The sequence below is a fragment of the Sphingomonas jeddahensis genome, from assembly GCF_001981525.1.
GTDB classification, from domain to species: Bacteria; Pseudomonadota; Alphaproteobacteria; order Sphingomonadales; family Sphingomonadaceae; genus Sphingomonas; species Sphingomonas jeddahensis.
The window spans coordinates 1-16253 of sequence record NZ_MPSB01000006.1; the positions used below are offsets into that span (position 1 = coordinate 1).

15 protein-coding genes are annotated in these 16253 nt (G+C 67.1%); 10 read left to right on the plus strand and 5 right to left on the minus strand.

Translation table 11 applies throughout. The features are described 5' to 3' along the window. From SPHI_RS08035 to dapF, 3 genes are all read left to right on the plus strand, one after another. Positions 1–771 (plus strand): phosphatase PAP2 family protein (locus SPHI_RS08035; protein WP_332888909.1); only part of this gene is annotated, 771 nt, incomplete at its 5' end. 67 nt (positions 772–838) lie between these two features. Then, positions 839–1315: a DUF6456 domain-containing protein gene (locus SPHI_RS08040; RefSeq protein ID WP_076744557.1), complete on the plus strand. Its 477-nt coding sequence runs from the start codon at positions 839–841 to the stop codon at positions 1313–1315. 271 nt (positions 1316–1586) lie between these two features. Beyond that, a complete protein-coding gene (gene dapF, locus SPHI_RS08045; RefSeq protein ID WP_076744558.1) occupies positions 1587–2525 on the plus strand; it encodes a diaminopimelate epimerase in 939 nt (312 codons plus the stop codon). 153 nt (positions 2526–2678) lie between these two features. Here dapF and SPHI_RS08050 read toward each other — a convergent pair whose 3' ends face one another. From SPHI_RS08050 to SPHI_RS08060, 3 genes are read right to left on the minus strand one after another with little or no spacing between them, the layout of a single operon-like run. Continuing rightward, positions 2679–3410: a thioredoxin domain-containing protein gene (locus SPHI_RS08050; protein ID WP_076744408.1), complete on the minus strand. Its 732-nt coding sequence runs from the start codon at positions 3408–3410 to the stop codon at positions 2679–2681. A 19-nt stretch (positions 3411–3429) separates the two neighbouring features. Then, positions 3430–4101, minus strand: a complete 672-nt coding sequence (locus SPHI_RS08055) for a DsbA family protein (RefSeq protein WP_076744409.1) — start codon at positions 4099–4101, stop codon at positions 3430–3432. Further along, positions 4098–4625 (minus strand): DUF721 domain-containing protein, encoded by a 528-nt coding sequence (locus tag SPHI_RS08060; RefSeq protein WP_076744410.1) that lies wholly within the window; start codon positions 4623–4625, stop codon positions 4098–4100. Before SPHI_RS08060 ends, SPHI_RS08055 begins: the two co-directional genes overlap by 4 nt. Before the next feature lie 41 nt (positions 4626–4666). On the opposite strand from SPHI_RS08060, the gene SPHI_RS15270 reads away from it, so the two are divergent. The 3 genes from SPHI_RS15270 to nudC are packed head-to-tail and all read left to right on the plus strand — an operon-like array spanning position 4667 to position 8099. Continuing rightward, positions 4667–5899, plus strand: coding sequence for an A/G-specific adenine glycosylase (locus SPHI_RS15270; protein ID WP_233130802.1), 1233 nt, complete (start codon positions 4667–4669; stop codon positions 5897–5899). Further along, on the plus strand, positions 5890–7233 hold the full coding sequence (locus SPHI_RS08075) for a serine hydrolase domain-containing protein (protein WP_076744411.1): 1344 nt from the start codon (positions 5890–5892) through the stop codon (positions 7231–7233). Before SPHI_RS15270 ends, SPHI_RS08075 begins: the two co-directional genes overlap by 10 nt. After that, a complete protein-coding gene (gene nudC / locus SPHI_RS08080) occupies positions 7230–8099 on the plus strand; it encodes an NAD(+) diphosphatase (protein WP_076744412.1) in 870 nt (289 codons plus the stop codon). The genes SPHI_RS08075 and nudC overlap by 4 nt, the downstream gene beginning before the upstream one ends. A 149-nt stretch (positions 8100–8248) precedes the next feature. Here the strand turns inward: nudC and SPHI_RS08085 are convergent, their stop codons facing one another. Together SPHI_RS08085 and SPHI_RS08090 are read right to left on the minus strand one after the other, a co-directional pair. Next, complete coding sequence (locus tag SPHI_RS08085; RefSeq protein ID WP_233130787.1) at positions 8249–10357, minus strand: S9 family peptidase; 2109 nt, start codon at positions 10355–10357, stop codon at positions 8249–8251. A gap of 200 nt (positions 10358–10557) precedes the next feature. Then, positions 10558–11448, minus strand: a complete 891-nt coding sequence (locus SPHI_RS08090) for a prephenate dehydratase (RefSeq protein WP_076744414.1) — start codon at positions 11446–11448, stop codon at positions 10558–10560. 105 nt (positions 11449–11553) lie between these two features. Here SPHI_RS08090 and SPHI_RS08095 point away from each other — a divergent pair, with 105 nt between their 5' ends. The 4 genes from SPHI_RS08095 to SPHI_RS08110 all read left to right on the plus strand — a co-directional run bounded on the left by SPHI_RS08095 (position 11554) and on the right by SPHI_RS08110 (position 16253). Then, positions 11554–12282, plus strand: a complete 729-nt coding sequence (locus tag SPHI_RS08095) for a c-type cytochrome (protein ID WP_076744415.1) — start codon at positions 11554–11556, stop codon at positions 12280–12282. Positions 12283–12455: 173 nt separating this feature from the next. Beyond that, positions 12456–13820, plus strand: a complete 1365-nt coding sequence (gene pgmG / locus SPHI_RS08100) for a phosphoglucomutase/phosphomannomutase PgmG (RefSeq protein WP_076744417.1) — start codon at positions 12456–12458, stop codon at positions 13818–13820. Between the two features lie 104 nt (positions 13821–13924). Next, positions 13925–14683: a 3'-5' exonuclease gene (locus SPHI_RS08105; protein WP_076744559.1), complete on the plus strand. Its 759-nt coding sequence runs from the start codon at positions 13925–13927 to the stop codon at positions 14681–14683. A 58-nt stretch (positions 14684–14741) separates the two neighbouring features. Continuing rightward, a complete protein-coding gene (locus SPHI_RS08110) occupies positions 14742–16253 on the plus strand; it encodes a sensor histidine kinase (RefSeq protein ID WP_076744418.1) in 1512 nt (503 codons plus the stop codon).

The window sequence follows — 16253 nt, forward strand, 5'->3', positions numbered from 1 at the left end:
CCGCGCACCCCTGCTACACCCCGCCCCATGCAGCCCGTCTCTCCGCTCGAAACGCTCGCCGACACGCCCGCCACGCCGGACCAGACCGCCCCCGCCGGCGTCTCCCACCCGCCTTATGCCTTCATCGCGCTCGCCGCCCTCGCCGGCGCGGTGCTCGTCATCACCCTGCTCGGCACCACCATCGCGCGCGGCACGCAATTCGCCTTCGACCGCGCGATCATGCTTGCCTTGCGCACCCCCGGCGATCTTGCCACGCCGATCGGCCCGCGCGGGCTCAAACAGGCGATGGTGGATGTCACCGCGCTCGGCGGGGAGACGGTGCTGACGGTCGTGGTGGTGCTGGCGATCGGCTTCCTGCTCGCCTCGCGCCACCTCCTCACCGCCGCGCTTGTCTTCGGCGGCACGGTCAGCGGGTCGATCGCCGTGCAGGTCGGCAAACGGCTCGTCGGGCGCGAGCGGCCGGCGCTGGTCGATCACCTTGTCGAGGTGTCGTCGGCCAGCTTCCCCAGTGGCCATGCCTCGAACAGCGCGATCATCTATTTGACGATGGCGCTCACCGTGATGCAGATCGTGCCGCGGCAGGCGGCGCGCTGGTTCCTGTTCGTCGCGACGCTGGCGCTGGTCGGCACGATCGGCGCGAGCCGCGTGTATCTCGGCGTCCACTGGCCCAGCGACGTACTTGCCGGGTGGAGCGCGGGGGCTTTGTGGGCGCTCGCCTGGTGGGCGCTCGGCTCGTGGCTCAGGCTGCACCACGCGCGACCGGGTCCCTAAACCGCGCCGCTGTCCTACAGCCGCCGCCGCGTGCCATGGCCTTCATCGGGAACGTATGGAGAACATGATGCGCGAACTGGTGGAGCGGGCGATCGACGGCGAGGGGCGGATCGCGGCCGGAATGCTTGGCGGCAAGCGGCGCGGCGGCCGAAGCGTGACGGTGAATGTCGCCGAATCGCCGCTGGCGTGGTTGGCCACGCGCGGGCTGGTGAGCGCGCGGCAGATCGAGGCGGGCGAGCGGCTGCGCGCCGATTACGAGCGCGCTGCGCTTGCGCCCTCGGTGACGATGCGCTGGAGCGCGCGGGTCGATGGCGCGAGCGGGCGCGGGCTTGATCCCACAAGCGCGCAGATCGCCGCCAAGCGCCGCTTCGACGCCGCGATCGCCGGCGTCGGCCGCGGCCTCAGCGACGTGCTGTGGCGCGTGATCTGCGCCGGCGAGGGGCTGCCGGTCGCCGAAAAGGCGCTCGGCTGGCCCGCCCGCTCCGGCCGCCTCGTGCTGACGATGGCGCTGGACCGGCTGGCGGATCATTACGGGCTGGGGTGAGGCGGTGGCGCCAATCCACTCCGTTCGTCCTGAGCCTGTCGAAGCCTGTCCTGAGCTTCACCGAAGGAGACGTGCCAAGGACCGCACCGCGTGAGGCACGCACTTCGACAAGCTCAGTGCGAGCGGGGGGAGTAGCGGATCGCGGTGCCGCGACTAAAAATTTCATACGCGTTTCTGTTCAGCGATATGCGCAAGCTCCGTAAACTTTCACGGCCCGCGATCTCGGAAAGGGCAACTCGACACGGACCGGAGGGCACATCATATGGCCGACATGCGCCTTCCCATCACCAAATGCCACGGCTCCGGAAACGACTTCGCGCTGATCGACGCGCGGGAGCTATTGCTGGAGGATCGCGAATGGGCGCAGGTCGCGCGTGCGCTCGCGAATCGCAATGGTGCGGTCGGCGGTGACGGCATCCTGTTGCTGACGGCGGGCGACGGCCAGGCCGCGTTCGGCATGCGCATCTTCAACGCCGACGGGTCGGAGCCGGAAACCTGCCTCAACGGCCTGCGCTGCGTGGCGCGCGCAGGGCTGGAGACGCTCGGGCTGGATCGGGCAACCGTGCGGCTCAAGACCAGCCATGCCGAGGTCGCTCGCGACGCCGATCTCGCGGCGGGCGTGTTCACCGTGCGCGAGACGGCGGGCCCGGCGGGGCTCGACGTGCGCGAATGGCCGCTGATGGGGGAGGGCGCGCGCATCGTGGATGCTCCGATCACGCGACTGTCGCCGGGATTGCACTTCACCGCGGTCTCGATGCCCAACCCGCATCTGATCGCTTTTGTCGATTCGGTGGACGAGGCCGAACTGGTGCGTATCGGCACGATCTGCGAGGGCGCGCCAGATTGGCTGCCGAACCGCGCCAATGTGTCCTTCGTTGAAGTGCGGGGATCCGACGAACTCTACGTGCGCACCTTTGAACGTGGCGTCGGCCTCACCAACGCCTGCGGCAGCGCCATGGGCGCGGCGACCTTTGTGGCGGGGCTGACCGGACGCTTGCCGTTCGACCGAACGGTGACGGTGCGCAATCGCGGCGGGCTGGTGCGCGCATCGGCGAGCGCGGGCGGCATGGTGACGCTGAGCGGCAACGCCACGGTCGAGTGGCGCGGCAGGGTGACGGTGGAGCTGGCCGCCGGTGTCGCGGGGGAGCTGACGATCGTGGAACGGTGCGCGGATGAGGTGGCGGCGTGGGCGGCTGTAGCGCGGCGGTAAGTCGTCGGCCCGCGTCACCATCATCCGTTCGCACTGAGCTTATCGAAGTGCGTGCCACGCGACGCACCGCGCAAGGCACGTGCTCCGACAACCCCGGCACGAACGGTTAAAGGGAGGTGTGTTGAGTGACGGCGGAACGCCGCTTGCGCCGCCCTACGCCCCGGCCGCCTTCAGCGCCTGTTCCACCTGCTCCCAGCTCGCCGCATCCAGCTTCTCGCCGTTGAGGATGAAGGTCGGGGTGCCGGTTACTTCCTTGTCGCGCATCGCCACTTCGGTGACCTTGGCGAGAGCCTCGATCCGCTGCCCGTCGGTCAGGCATTGGCGCGCCTGCTGCTCGGTAAGGCCGCGCTGCTTCACGAAATCGAGGTAGCCGAGGTGCTCGACCCAGGCGGTGGCCTGCTGCGCCGGGCTCATGCCCTGCAAGCGCTGCTGGAAGTCCTGCGGCACGCTTTCGAGCTTCTCGAGGAACTGGTTCTGATCGGCGAAGGTCTGTTCAAGGATGGGGAAGAACGGTGCCTCACCCGCGCACTGGCCCAGCACCGCAACGCCCAGGTCGGGCGCGTGAACCAGGAAGTCACGGAATTCATACGAGACCTTGCCGCTCTTGATGTACGTGTCTTCGAGCGGGCGGGTCGCGGTGCGGCCGAAATGGCCGCAGGTCGGGCAGGTGCGCGAGCCATATTCGACCAGCTTCAGCGGCGCATTGGGATTGCCCATCACAAATCCGCCATCGGCCGTCTTGCTCACCGTCTGCGTCCAGTCCTGGCCGGCCGGCGCGGCGACGGCCGCGACCGAGTTGGGCGCGGCGGTGTTGGTGCTGCCGCTGTCACCGCAAGCGGCGAGCATCGCAAGCGCGAGAGTGGAAGCGGCGAAACGCAGGTTCATGTGCTTACTCCGTGGAAACTTACTTGGCGCCGGCAGCGCGCAGCATCGGTTCGAGCTTGGCCCAGTCGGTGTTCTCGATCAGCTTGCCGTTGAGCTCGAAGCTGGGCGTGCCCTTGATCTTGCCCTGCATTGCCTGCGCGACAGCCAGCGTCTTGGCCATGTTCGTTTCATTGGCGAAGCAGGCGGTGATCGCGGCGTCGCTCATGCCCGCGGCCTTGGCGACGGCGGTGAGGCCGGCGCCGTTGGCAAGCGTGCGCATCTTCTCGCCTTGCGTGTTGCCGGCCGGGCTTTCACCGCTGGCCTTGTCGAAGGCGACGGCCTTGTTCAGCCATTCCTCCTGCCGTGCGAACAGCAGATCGTGCATTTTGGGAAACAGCGCCGGGCCCGAGCAGCGGGCCAGCGTCGCCGCGACAATGTCGTAGCGGTCGTGAATGGAGCTGCGGATCTCAACGCTGGTCGAGCCGGAGGCGATCATCTTGCCCTTGAGCACCGCGTTTGAATCGCGGGCAAAGTGGCCGCAATGCGGGCAAGTGTAGCTGACGTACTCGATCAGCTTCACCTTCGCCTTCGGGTTGCCGATGACATAGCTGCCTTGTGGCGACAGCGTGGCGACCGATGGCCACGGCTTCTGCGGGGCGGCGGTGAGTGGCGCCGCGACGGCAAACACGGCGAACAGGGCAAGTTTTTTCATCTGACGACAGGCAATCCGCTGCTGGCGCCGATACCGGCGGCGAGCGCCTCCAGCACGGCCTTGAGTTCAGGGTCTTCGATGGTCTTGAGGCTGTGGCCCAGCTCGGTCGGCACCGCGCGCGGCTCGGGCGCGGGGCGCGGCTTGGGGCGGGGGGCAACGTCGCCTTGCCGGATCGTCACCTTGGCGACGGCGGGATAGCCGAAGAACAGGTTCACCCGCTCGGTGATCTCGGGAATCACATGCTGGATCATCACCGCATGCGCGCCGCGCGCCACCAGCGTCAGCGTCCCGTCCTGCTTCTTGCCGACCGGAAACTTGATCGATTCGGGCGCGCTGGCACTCGCCAGCCGCTCGCCGACGATCTCCGGCCAACGCGTCACGATCGACGATTGCACAAAGCCGAAGCGCCGGAACGCCGCGCCGCCGACGCTGGGCAGCAGCTCGGATACCTGGCGCGATCGATTCGACCGCTGAGGTTCTTGCTGGGGCGTGGCGCGGGGCCGCTTGCTCATCTGGCGCCCCATGCCATAGCCGGGGCGTGGACGCCAAGCGCTTGATCGCCGACATGCTGCTCGACTGGTACGACAAGCACCGACGTACGCTGCCGTGGCGGGCGCTGCCGGGCGAAGCCGCGGACCCGTATCGTGTATGGCTGTCCGAGGTGATGCTGCAGCAGACCACGGTGGCAACGGTGCGCCCACGCTTTGAGGCGTGGGTGGCACGCTGGCCAACGGTGGCGAGCCTCGCCGCGGCGGACGAGGCCGAGGTGATGGCCGCCTGGGCGGGGCTGGGCTATTATGCCCGCGCGCGCAATCTGGTTCGGGCTGCGCAGGCGATCGCGGCGGACCACGGCGGGCGCTTGCCGGATACAGAAGCGGCGTTGCGCGCGCTGCCCGGCCTTGGCGACTATACCGCCGCCGCGGTGGCGGCGATCGCCTTCGGCCGGCGTGCAGTGGTGGTGGACGCCAATGTCGAGCGCGTGGTCTCGCGGCTGTTCCGCGCGGCGGGCAAGCCGGCGGTGCGGGCATCAGCGGATGCGGTGACGCCAGACACGCGAGCGGGCGATTTCGCGCAGGCGATGATGGATCTTGGCTCTGCGATCTGCTCGCCCAAGCGGCCGAAATGCTTGCTGTGCCCGCTGGCGGGGGAGTGTGCGGCGCATGCGGCGAGGGACGAAGAGGCGTTTCCGGTCAAGCCGGCGAAGAAGGTGCGGCCAGTTCGGTTCGGCACGATCTTCTGGCTGGAACGGGAGGTGAGCGACACCCCAACCGCCGTTCGCACTGAGCCTGTCGAAGTGCGTGCCCGAGGCGCGACGCTTGCGACACGTCCTTCGACAAGCTCAGGACGAACGGGGGGCGGGGTTGGAGCCGAATCCAGCCCTTCTTCTTCCGTTCGGCCTGAGCCTGTCGAAGCCCTGCCTTCTTCTTCCGAGGGGAAAGGCAGCCCTTCGACAAGCTCAGTGCGAACGGAAGGGGGCAAGCGCGAAGTTCTCCTCATCCGCCGTCCCGCCAAGGGCTTGCTGGGCGGCATGCGGGCGCTTCCAACCGGGCCGTGGATTGAAACACAACCCGGCCTCGCCGATCCGCCCGCTGCCGCCGACTGGGCGTTGCTGAACCACGCTGTCACCCAAGGTTTCACGCACTTCACCCTCGAACTCGCGCTTGCCGTCGCGCGTTGGGGCGCGCATTCAGCGCACGCTGACGGCGAATGGTGGCCGGTGGACGATCTCGCATCGGCGGGGCTGCCCACGGTGTTCGCCAAGGCAGCAGAGGCGATAGGGAGGACGCGATGCGGGTGAGGTGGCTTGCCGGAACAACGGCGGCGGCGATGGCGCTGGTCAGCGCTGGCTCGGCCCGGGAGGCGCAACCCGCGCCGCAACCTCAGGCCGCGGCAAAGGCGCCGGCTCGCGGCAATCCGCTGCTCACCGAAACGCAGGCGCTGTTCGACAGCTATGTTTCGACAAACAAGATGCCGGGCATCGTCGGCGCATTCGGCGTCGGCGACTTCCCCACGCAGTTCGTTTCCGCCGGCCGGATCGCCGATGATGCCGCCGCCGCAACCGCCGGCCCCGACAGTCTGTGGCGCATCTATTCGATGACCAAGCCGATCACCGGCATCGCCGCGATGCTGCTGGTGGAGGATGGCAAGCTCGGGCTCGACGATCCGCTGAGCAAATACATCCCCGCCTTCGCGCAAATGCGCGTGCTGACCAGACCCGACACGTCGCTCGACGCAGGGCCGGCGAAGAACCCGATCCTGATCCGCCATCTGCTCACCCACACCGCGGGTCTGGGCTACAGCATCAGCTCCAAGGGGCCGTTGCTGAAGGAGTATGAGCGGCGCGGTCTGCTGCCGTTCCAGGCCAATGCGCAGGTCGAGGCCAAGGCGCGCGCCGCCCGCCCGACCACTCTTGCCGAATTCGCCACCCGCGCCGCGGCGGTGCCGCTGGTCGCGGAGCCGGGGACGAAATGGCATTATTCCATGAGCCTCGACGTGCTCGGCGCGGTGATCGAGAAGGTCAGCGGCATGCCGTTCGAACGCTTCGTCCAGACGCGGTTGTTCGATCCGCTCGGCATGAAATCGACCTACTGGCGCGTGCCGGCGAGCGAGGCGGGGCGGCTGGCGACCAATTACATCTTCGTCGGTGACAATCGCACGCCGATCGATCCGGCGGCGACCTCCGTCTATCTTCAGTCGCCGAGCTTTCCCTATGGCGGCGCGGGGCTGGTCTCCTCCGCGCGTGATTACGACCGCTTTCTCCACATGCTGGCCAATCGCGGCACGCTGAACGGGCGGCAGGTGATGAAGCGGGAAACGGCCATGCTCGCCATGTCGAACCTGATGCCCGCCGGTGTCACCTTCCAACGCAACGATGCGTCGACCGGCGGCGCGATGTCGGCGAAGATGGGCTTTGGCGCCGGCGGATCGGTCTATCTCGAAGACGTGCCGGGCGGGCCATCGAAGGGCACGTTCGGCTGGGGCGGCGCGGCTGGGACGATCGCCTGGGTCGATCCGGTGAAAGGAACGCGGGGAACGGTGATGGTCAATTTCATGCCGGCGGAAAAATGGGGCCTGCGCCAGGCCGTGCCCACCGCGCTTGCGCGCGATGCCATGCGGCTGCACGGCCAATGAGCCTGGTTCCCGGCTTCACCGGCGGCACGCTGGACCGCGCCGATCGCCTGCGTCACGATGCCGATGCGCTCGCCGCAGCGATGGGCAATTGGCAGGCCCGGCTGCTCAAGCTGCACAATTTCGAGCCCGAAGTGACGGAGGACGGCCGGCTCGGCTGGACGATGCTGACCGAGGCGCCCGACGAGGCGGAATTCGTGCTGCTCGGGCTGGAGGACGGCAAGCCGCGTTTCGCCGCTTTCGTGCCGGGCGAAAAGGCGCCGCCGCCGTTCCGCTCGCCCAATCTGTTCGGCGTGCTCGACCAGTTGCGCCCTGGCGAAGCCGCGACCTTCGCCGCGGCGCGCAGCGTGATCGACTGGCACGCGCGGCATGGCTTTTGCGCGAACTGCGGTTCGCCGACCGCGCTGTTCCGCGCCGGCTGGGGGCGCAAATGCGGATCGTGCAACACGGAGCATTTCCCGCGCGTCGACCCGGTGGTGATCATGATCGCGGAGCATGAGGGGCGGGCACTGCTCGGGCGACAGCCGTCGTGGCCCGCCGGGCGCTATTCCGCGCTGGCCGGTTTTCTTGAGCCGGGCGAGTCGATCGAGGAAGCGGTGGCGCGTGAGATCGAGGAAGAGGCGGGCGTGCGCGTGTCCGACGTGCGCTATGTCTCCAGCCAGCCCTGGCCGTTCCCGTCGCAGCTGATGATCGCCTGCGTCGGGATGGCGGCGGGCGATGCGATCACCATTGATGAAAACGAGCTTGAGGATGCGCAATGGTTCACCCGCGATGAGGTGAAGGCTGCGCTGGCTGGTGATGGCCCCTTCGTGGCCCCGCCGCCCTATGCCATCGCGCATACGCTGCTGGAGGTTTGGGCGGGGGAGTAAGGGGCGCTGAAGTCTCCCTCTCCCCGCTTGTGGGGAGAGGGTTGGGGAGAGGGGCAGTGTTAGTGCGCAACGCCGGTCACTGCCCCCTCTCCCGACCTCGCCTACGGCTCGGCCACCCTCTCCCCGCTTGCGGGGAGAGGGAGATCAAATCACTCCACCGCCAACTGCTGCAGCACGAACGCGCCCCATTCGGCATTCTGGCGGTAACGCTCGAACCGTCCCGACTTGCCGCCGTGCCCAGCCTCCATGTTGGTGCGGAACAGCAGCGGGTTCTTGTCGGTCTTCATCTCGCGCAACTTGGCGACCCACTTGGCCGGCTCATAATATTGCACCTGACTGTCCCACAGGCCGGTGCCGACATAGAGCGCCGGATAGTTCTTCGCCGCGACCTGATCATAGGGCGAATAGCTCAGCATATAATCGTAATATTGCTTCTGCGCCGGATTGCCCCATTCGTCATATTCAAACGTCGTCAGCGGGATGGACGCGTCGAGCATCGTCGTGACCACGTCGACGAACGGCACCTGCGCGACGATCACCTTGTAATCTTGCGGGGCCATGTTCGCGACCGCGCCCATCAGCAGGCCGCCGGCCGAGCCGCCCATCGCCGCCACGCGGTCCTTCGCCGCATATTTCTGCGTCACCAGATAGCGCGTCACGTCGATGAAGTCGGTGAAGCTGTTCTTCTTGTTGAGCAAATGGCCGTCATCATACCATTGCCGGCCCATTTCCTGCCCGCCGCGGATGTGCGCGAGGGCATAGACCACGCCGCGATCCAGCAGGCCGATGCGGCCCGGATCAACCGCCGGGTCCATCGAATTGCCGTAGCTGCCATAGGCATATTGGAACAGCGGCGCGGTGCCGTCGCGCTTGGTGCCCTTGCGATAGACCAGGCTGACCGGCACCTCTACGCCGTCGCGTGCCGTCGCCCAGACGCGTTCGGTGACGTAATTGGCGGGGTCGTAACCCGGCACCGGCGCCACCTTCAGCACGCGGCGCTCGGCGGTCTTCGCATTCACCTCATAAGTGGTCGTCGGCGTGACGAGCGAGCCATAGGTGTAGCGCACCCAATCGGTCGCCGGCTCCTCGTTGACGTCCAGCGCCATGCGATACGCCGGCTCGTCCGCCTTGACGGGCAGCGACTTCCCGGCCGCGTCGAGCAGGCGGATCATGCGATTGCCGCCCTCGCGCTGATCGATCGCGACAAAGCCCTTGAACGGCTTGAACCCTTCGATGAACACCGTCTCGCTCGCCGGCGTCAGGTCGCGCCACGCCGGGGTGCCCTTTGCCAGATCGGCATCGGCGACGGTCATCAGCGTATAGTTCTTGGCGCGCAGGTTGGTGCGCGCGATCCAGCGTCCGTCCATGTGATCCGCCTGGTAGCGCAGGTCGCGCTTGCGCGGGGCAAGCACCTGCAGCGTCGCCGGCGTCGTCGCCGGGGCGCAGCGCTGCTCGTCGCTCACCGTGGACTGGACGAAGACGCAGATGAAGCGATCGTCGCTGGTCCGCGCGATGCCCATCTGGAAGGTGTCGTCTTTCTCCTCGTAGAGCATCTTGTCTTGCGACACGGGCGTGCCCAGCACGTGCGCCATCACCTTGTAGCCGCGCAATGTGGTGGGATCCTTGGCGACGTACAGGATCGTGCGGTTGTCGTCGGCCCACAGCACGTTGGGCTCGGCGTTAGTGATCGTGTCCGGCAGCAGCTGGCCGGTGGTGAGATCCTTGATCTTCAGCGTATATTGGCGCCGGCCGACATTGTCCTCGGCATAAGCGACCAGGCGGTTGTCGGGGCTGACCGTCCAGTCGGACAGCGAGAAGAACGAATGTCCCTTGGCCATCGCCGGCTGGTCGAACATCACTTGCGCAGGGGCGTTGCGATCGCCCTTGCGCCGCTCGATCACCGGATAGTCGGCGCCCGTGTCGAACCGGGTCTGATACCAATAGCCGTTCTTGGAGTAGGGGACGGAGCTGTCGTCCTGTTTGATGTGGCTCACCGTCTCGGCGTAGAGCTTGTCCTGCAGCGGCTTGAGCGCGTTGAGCTGACTGTCCGCATAATCATTCTCGGCCTTGAGATAGGCGAGCATTTCCGGATTCTTGCGGGTGTCGTCGCGCAGCCAGTAATAATCGTCGCTGCGGTTACCGTTGGGCGAGGTGACCTGGAACGGCTTCTTGGCCGCACGCGGCGGGGTGGGTGCCTGTTGCGCCGTGGCGCCCGTGGCCAAGGCCAGCGCCGCGCCGGCCAGTAAGGTCTTCCGCATCATGTCCCCCGTCGATTGTTGTTGCGAGTGATACGGCAGCGGCGGCGGGACGCAAGCCATCCTCCCCATCGCAGATGGGGAGGGGCACCAGCGAAGCTGGTGGAGGGGAAAGCCGCAAGCGGTGCGCTGCTTGGCGTTCCCCTCCACCACCGCCTCCGGCGGCGGTCCCCCTCCCCATGCTTCACATGGGGAGGATTGGCTCAACCCCGCTTGCGCGCGCGGCGATAGGTGCCGAGCAGCCGTACCCACTTGGTGTGGAACCCCAGCTCCTCCAGCGCGCGGTCGACAGTCTCGTCTCCCGGCTTGCCTTCGATATCGGCATAGAAATCGGTCGCCGCAAAGGTGCCGCCGCGCTGGTAGCTTTCCAGCTTGGTCATGTTGACGCCATTGGTCGCGAAGCCGCCCAGCGCCTTGTAGAGCGCAGCCGGAATGTTCTTCACTTCGAAGATGAAGGTGGTGATCCACGGCCCGTCGCCCACCGGCGGCTGCCCACCCCGCGCCAGCGCGACGAAGCGGGTCATATTATGGTCCGCGTCGGCGATGTCGGTGGCGAGCAGGTTCAGGCCATAGATATCCGCCGCCGCCGGGGGGGCCAGCGCCGCGATCGCCGGATCGCCGCGCTCGGCCGCTTCCGCCGCCGCGCCGGCCGTATCGGGATAACCGACCGGCTGGATGCCGTGCGCCTTCAGCCAGTGGCGACACTGGCCCAGCGCCTGCGGATGGCTCATCGCCTCGCGCACCTCGTCCCGCGTGCCGGTGCCCATCAGTGCGTGACGGATCGGCAGAAAGTGCTCAGCCGTAATCACCAGCCCCGATTCGGGCAGCAGGAAATGGATGTCGGCAACGCGGCCGTGCAGCGAATTTTCGATCGGAATCAACGCGCGATCGGCCACGCCCTGCTTCACCGCATCGATCGCATCCTCGAATGAAAAGCATGGCAGCGGCAAGGCGTCAGGAAAGGCTTCGCTCACCGCGACATGGCTGTTTGCCCCGGGTGCACCTTGGAAGGCGACAGCCCGCTCGGGCGCCTCGGCGGCCTCGGCCATCATGCGGGCAACGATCGGTCGGGCGGGGGTGGCGTAGTTTTTCATTGCAGCTAAGTCGCGTAGGCGACGTTATCGAGGCTCTCAAGCGTGCTTGCCGTCCGGTGAGTGCTTTTCTATGGACGTCCTACTTTGGAGGGGTGACTTCACGACATGGACGATCGCAACAACACGATTGCAGGCTGGGTATTGGCTGCCTGCGGCGCCGCACTGGGCCTGTCGATCGTCGGCGGCATGATCTTCCAATCGGGCCATGTCGAGAAGGAAGGCTATCCGATTGAGGCGGCGGAAGAGGCCGGCGGCGCTGGTGGCGCGGCCGAAGTGCCGATCGCTACGCTGCTGGCGAGCGCGGACGCTGCCAAGGGCGGGGACGTGTTCAAGAAGTGCGCCGCCTGCCACACCATCAACCAGGGCGGCGCTCACGGCATCGGCCCGAACCTGTATGCAACGATGGGCAAGCCGCTCGCCGGCCATCCAGGCTACGATTATACCGACGCGCTGAAGAAGGTCGGTGGCAACTGGGACTTCGAAAAGATGAACGCGTGGCTGACCAGCCCGCGCAAGTTCGCGCCCGGCACCAAGATGACCTTTGCCGGCCTGTCCAACCCGCAGGATCGCGCCAACATCATCGTTTACCTGAATCAGCAGGGTTCCAACCTGCCGCTGCCGGCCGCACCCGCCGCGGGCGAGGCGCCGGCGACGGACGGCGGCAACGTGGTGCAGGGCGGCGGCAGCGGCGGCGCTGCGCCGGACGCGGTCAACGCCATCGATGCGGTTGAAAAGGACGTGCGCGGCCAGACCGGTGATATCGCCAACACCGCAAGCCCGTCGAGCGGCGCGCCCTCTGTCGATCCCGGGGCGCAGAAGCAGACCGGTCGCTGACGCCGGATTGCGTCCCAGCCTAGCTCTCGCTTCCCCTTGTCGCCCCGGGCTTGATCCGGGGCCCCGCTTCTTACTCGGATGATAGCAAGACCATCGGTGCGGCGATCCATTTGGGGTCACCACCCGCGGACCTGGCTATGGCAAGCCGCCGGCAGCAGCCTTAGACAGGCCCGATGCGGTACCGCCTGAACCCATCGATCCTGCGCGAATATGACATTCGCGGCACAACCGACCGCAATCTCGGCCCGGATGACGCCGGCGCGATCGGCCGCGCCTTTGGCACGGTTGTGCGGCGCGGGGGCGGTACGCGCGTCGCGGTCGGCCGCGACGGTCGCCGATCCTCGCCAATGCTGGAGGACGCGCTGGTCGAGGGGCTCGCCGCCGCGGGCGTGGATGTCGTGCGGATCGGGATCGGTCCGTCACCCATGCTCTATCATGCCGAGCGTCATCAGCAGGTCGACGCTGGGATACAGGTAACCGGCAGCCATAACCCCCCTGACGACAATGGCTTCAAGATGGTGCTTGGCCATCGCCCGTTTTTCGGCGCGGACATCGTGGCACTGGCGGCACTGGCGGAGCAGGGCGACGTGGAAAGCGGCGCGGGGCGCGTAGTCGAGATCGACGTGCTCGCCGATTATGTCGCGCATCTGGTGCCCGCCGACACGCTGCCCGCCCTTCGCATCGGCTGGGATGCGGGCAATGGCGCCGCCGGCCCCGCGATCGAGCGGCTCACCCGCGCCCTGCCGGGCGAGCATCATTTGCTGTTCACCGACGTAGACGGCGATTTCCCCAACCATCATCCCGATCCGACCGAGGCCGCCAATCTCGCCGATCTCCAGTCGCTTGTCGCGGCGAAGAAGCTCGATTTCGGAGTGGCTTTCGACGGCGACGGCGATCGAATCGGCGCGGTCGACGGCCAGGGCCGGGTGATCGCCGGCGACCAATTGCTGTCGATCCTCGCCGAATCGGTGCTCCGCAGAGCGCCCGGTGCGGCAATCGTCGCTGATGTGAAGGCCAGCGCCACGTTGTTCGATCGCATCGCCGAGCTCGGCGGCAAGCCGGTGATGTGGAAAAGCGGGCACAGCAATATCAAGACGATGATGCACGAGGTCGGCGCGCCGCTCGCCGGCGAGATGAGCGGCCACATCTTCTTCGGCGAACTGGGCGGGCATGACGACGCGCTCTACGCTGCGGTGCAATTGATCCGCGCGATTGGCGCAAGCGGGCGCTCGCTTGCCGAGCTGCGCGACGCGATGCCCGATGTCGTGGCGACGCCCGAACTGCGCTTTGCCGTGGACGATGCGCGGCGCGAGGCGGTGGTGGAGGAAGTGCTGGCGCGGCTCACGGCGGACGGCGCGAGCGTCGATCGCACCGATGGCGCGCGGGTGACCACGCCCGATGGCTGGTGGCTCCTGCGCGCCTCCAACACGCAGGCAATGCTCACCGCACGGGCGGAGGCGAAGGGCAAGGCAGCGCTGGACCGGCTGGTCGCCGCGATCGACGCACAACTGGCGCTGAGCGGCGTGACGCGGGCGTAGCTCTTTCTCCCGTTCGCCCTGAGTGCTTCGACAAGCTCAGCCCGAACGGGCTGAGTTACCCGCCAGCAGATGACAGGGGGCATTTCAGCCCCCACATGGACAAAATGCGTCAGCAACCCAGCATCATCCGTGTCGTCGATCTCGAAACCACCGGCAACGCACCGCCCACCCATGGCGTGTGCGAGATCGGCTGGCAGGATGTCGCGCTTGGCAAGGACGGCCGCTGGGAGCTGTACGGGGAGGGCGGCAATCGCCTCGTCAATCCCGGCCGCTCGATGCCGCCGGTCACCCAGGCGATCCACCACATCCGCGACGAGGACGTGGAAGACGCGCCCTGGTGGCATGAGATCGCGCGCAATGTGCTCGACCCTTATCCCCGCCGCATCGCGCTGGCCGCGCATCGCGCGGATTTCGAGCAGCAATTCTGCACCCCCGCGATGACGCATGGCGCGCAATGGATCTGCACCTGGAAATGCGCGCTTCGGCTGTGGCCGGACAGCCCCAGCTTTTCGAACCAGGTGCTGCGCTATTGGCGCAAACCCCACGGGCTCGATCACGAGCGCGGGCTCCCTGCGCACCGCGCCTTCCCGGATGCCTATGTCACCGCGCACCACCTGCGCGATCAGCTCAACGAAGCCAGCGTTGCGCAGCTGATCGAATGGTCGAGCATCCCGGCATTGCTGCCGCGCGTGCGCTTCGGCGCCGATCGCGGCAAGCCGTGGAACGAGATCGAGGAGGAGAGCCTGGTCAAATTCCTCACCGATCGCGATCCCGACGTGCGCTTCACCGCCGAGACGGAGATGGCGCGGCGCCGCGGCGGCGGGCTGGTCGGGCGGATGACCCCGCAGGAACTGCTGCTGTAATCGCGATTGCGGCAGCACCTCTGGCATTTGCGGCGCGTCGGCCCTAAGCCCGCCCGCGATGGCGGCGGAACACGGGCAGAAATTTCTGGTAGGCGAGGGCCGCATCGGGCGCGTGCTGATCGCGTTCATGGCGATCGGCTTCGTTGCGCTGATCGCGGCCGGGATCGCGGCCGCTTGGGTGACGGCCGAATTCACGCGGCACAGCGCCGCCGTGTCGCACACCTATGAGGTCGAGCTGGCAATCGCCGACACCCGCCGGTTGATCGAACAGGGCGAAACGACCCGGCGCGGCTTTCTCCTTTCGCCGAACACGTCAGAGTTCCTCAAAGCGCATCGCGAGGCGGCAAATGCGCTTCCGCGATCCGCCAAGCGGCTGCGACAGCTGACCTATGACAATCCGGGGCAGCAGGCGAACATCCGCATCCTCGAACGCGAGCTGCGCACGCTTCTGGCGCTCCGTTCGCGAACGGTTGAGCTGGTCCTGGCAGGCGACTTCGATACTGCCATCACCGAGTTCCGTCAGGAACAGAGCGCCGAGCGGCTGCGTGAGATCCGCGCGGTGTTCGATTCCATGGCGCGCGAGGAGCGCAAGCTGCTCGAAGCCCGCGACGCGCAGCAGGCCCGCAGCATCAACCTGTTCTACACCGTACTGGCGATCGCCGGGCTGCTGCTGCTCGCCGTCGCGATCGCTGCCTTGCTGGTGGTGGTGCGCTACACCACCGATCTCACGCAGTCGCGCGAGCAATTGCAACAGCTGAATGAAAGCCTGGAAGCAATCGTCGTCGATCGCACGGCGGACCTCAGTCGCGCCAATGACGAGATCCAGCGCTTTGCTTATATCGTCAGCCACGACCTGCGCTCGCCGCTAGTCAACGTGATGGGCTTCACGGCCGAGCTAGAAACGGCGGCAACCGCATTGCGCGAACTGGTCGACCGGGTGGAGGAGCAGGCGCCCGATGCGCTCACCGAAGAAGCGCGGCTGGCGGCACGCGAGGATCTGCCCGAATCGATCGGTTTTATCCGCACCTCGACGCAGAAGATGGACCGGCTGATCAATGCCATCCTTGCGCTGTCACGGCAGGGGCGCCGCGTGCTCGCGCCCGAGCCGCTCGATCTGGACCGGCTGGTCGGCACCATCCGCGATTCCATGGCGCATCGGCTTGATGAAACGGGCGCGACGATCACCGTCAACGGCGCGCTGCCTCCGGTGGTCAGCGACCGGGTGGCGGTTGAGCAGATCCTGTCGAACCTGATCGAGAACGCCGTAAAATATCGCCATCCGCAGCGTGCGGTGATGGTCGATGTCAGCGGCGGCCCGCTTGGTGATCGCATCTGGATCGAGGTGGCCGACAACGGACGCGGCATCGATCCGCGCGATCACGAGCGGGTTTTCGACCTGTTCCGCCGCTCGGGCACGCAGGATCAACCCGGCGAAGGCATCGGCCTCGCGCACGTCCGTGCGCTGGCCTATCGCCTTGGCGGCACCATCACCTTGCGCTCGGCACTTGGCGAAGGCGCCACCTTCCGCCTATCGCTGCCCGCGACCATGACCTTGCAGGAAAAGGCCTGA

Coding starts and splice junctions, on each gene's coding strand:
- dapF (WP_076744558.1), top strand. CDS start 1,587: ATGCGCCTTCCCATCACCAAATGCCACGGCTCCGGAAACGACTTCGCG.
- SPHI_RS08105 (WP_076744559.1), top strand. CDS start 13,925: ATGCGTCAGCAACCCAGCATCATCCGTGTCGTCGATCTCGAAACCACC.
- SPHI_RS08095 (WP_076744415.1), top strand. CDS start 11,554: ATGGACGATCGCAACAACACGATTGCAGGCTGGGTATTGGCTGCCTGC.
- SPHI_RS08085 (WP_233130787.1), bottom strand. CDS start 10,357: ATGCGGAAGACCTTACTGGCCGGCGCGGCGCTGGCCTTGGCCACGGGC.
- SPHI_RS08050 (WP_076744408.1), bottom strand. CDS start 3,410: ATGAACCTGCGTTTCGCCGCTTCCACTCTCGCGCTTGCGATGCTCGCC.
- SPHI_RS08110 (WP_076744418.1), top strand. CDS start 14,742: ATGGCGGCGGAACACGGGCAGAAATTTCTGGTAGGCGAGGGCCGCATC.
- SPHI_RS08040 (WP_076744557.1), top strand. CDS start 839: ATGCGCGAACTGGTGGAGCGGGCGATCGACGGCGAGGGGCGGATCGCG.
- SPHI_RS08055 (WP_076744409.1), bottom strand. CDS start 4,101: ATGAAAAAACTTGCCCTGTTCGCCGTGTTTGCCGTCGCGGCGCCACTC.
- SPHI_RS08090 (WP_076744414.1), bottom strand. CDS start 11,448: ATGAAAAACTACGCCACCCCCGCCCGACCGATCGTTGCCCGCATGATG.
- SPHI_RS15270 (WP_233130802.1), top strand. CDS start 4,667: ATGCTGCTCGACTGGTACGACAAGCACCGACGTACGCTGCCGTGGCGG.
- SPHI_RS08075 (WP_076744411.1), top strand. CDS start 5,890: ATGCGGGTGAGGTGGCTTGCCGGAACAACGGCGGCGGCGATGGCGCTG.
- pgmG (WP_076744417.1), top strand. CDS start 12,456: ATGCGGTACCGCCTGAACCCATCGATCCTGCGCGAATATGACATTCGC.
- SPHI_RS08060 (WP_076744410.1), bottom strand. CDS start 4,625: ATGGGGCGCCAGATGAGCAAGCGGCCCCGCGCCACGCCCCAGCAAGAA.
- nudC (WP_076744412.1), top strand. CDS start 7,230: ATGAGCCTGGTTCCCGGCTTCACCGGCGGCACGCTGGACCGCGCCGAT.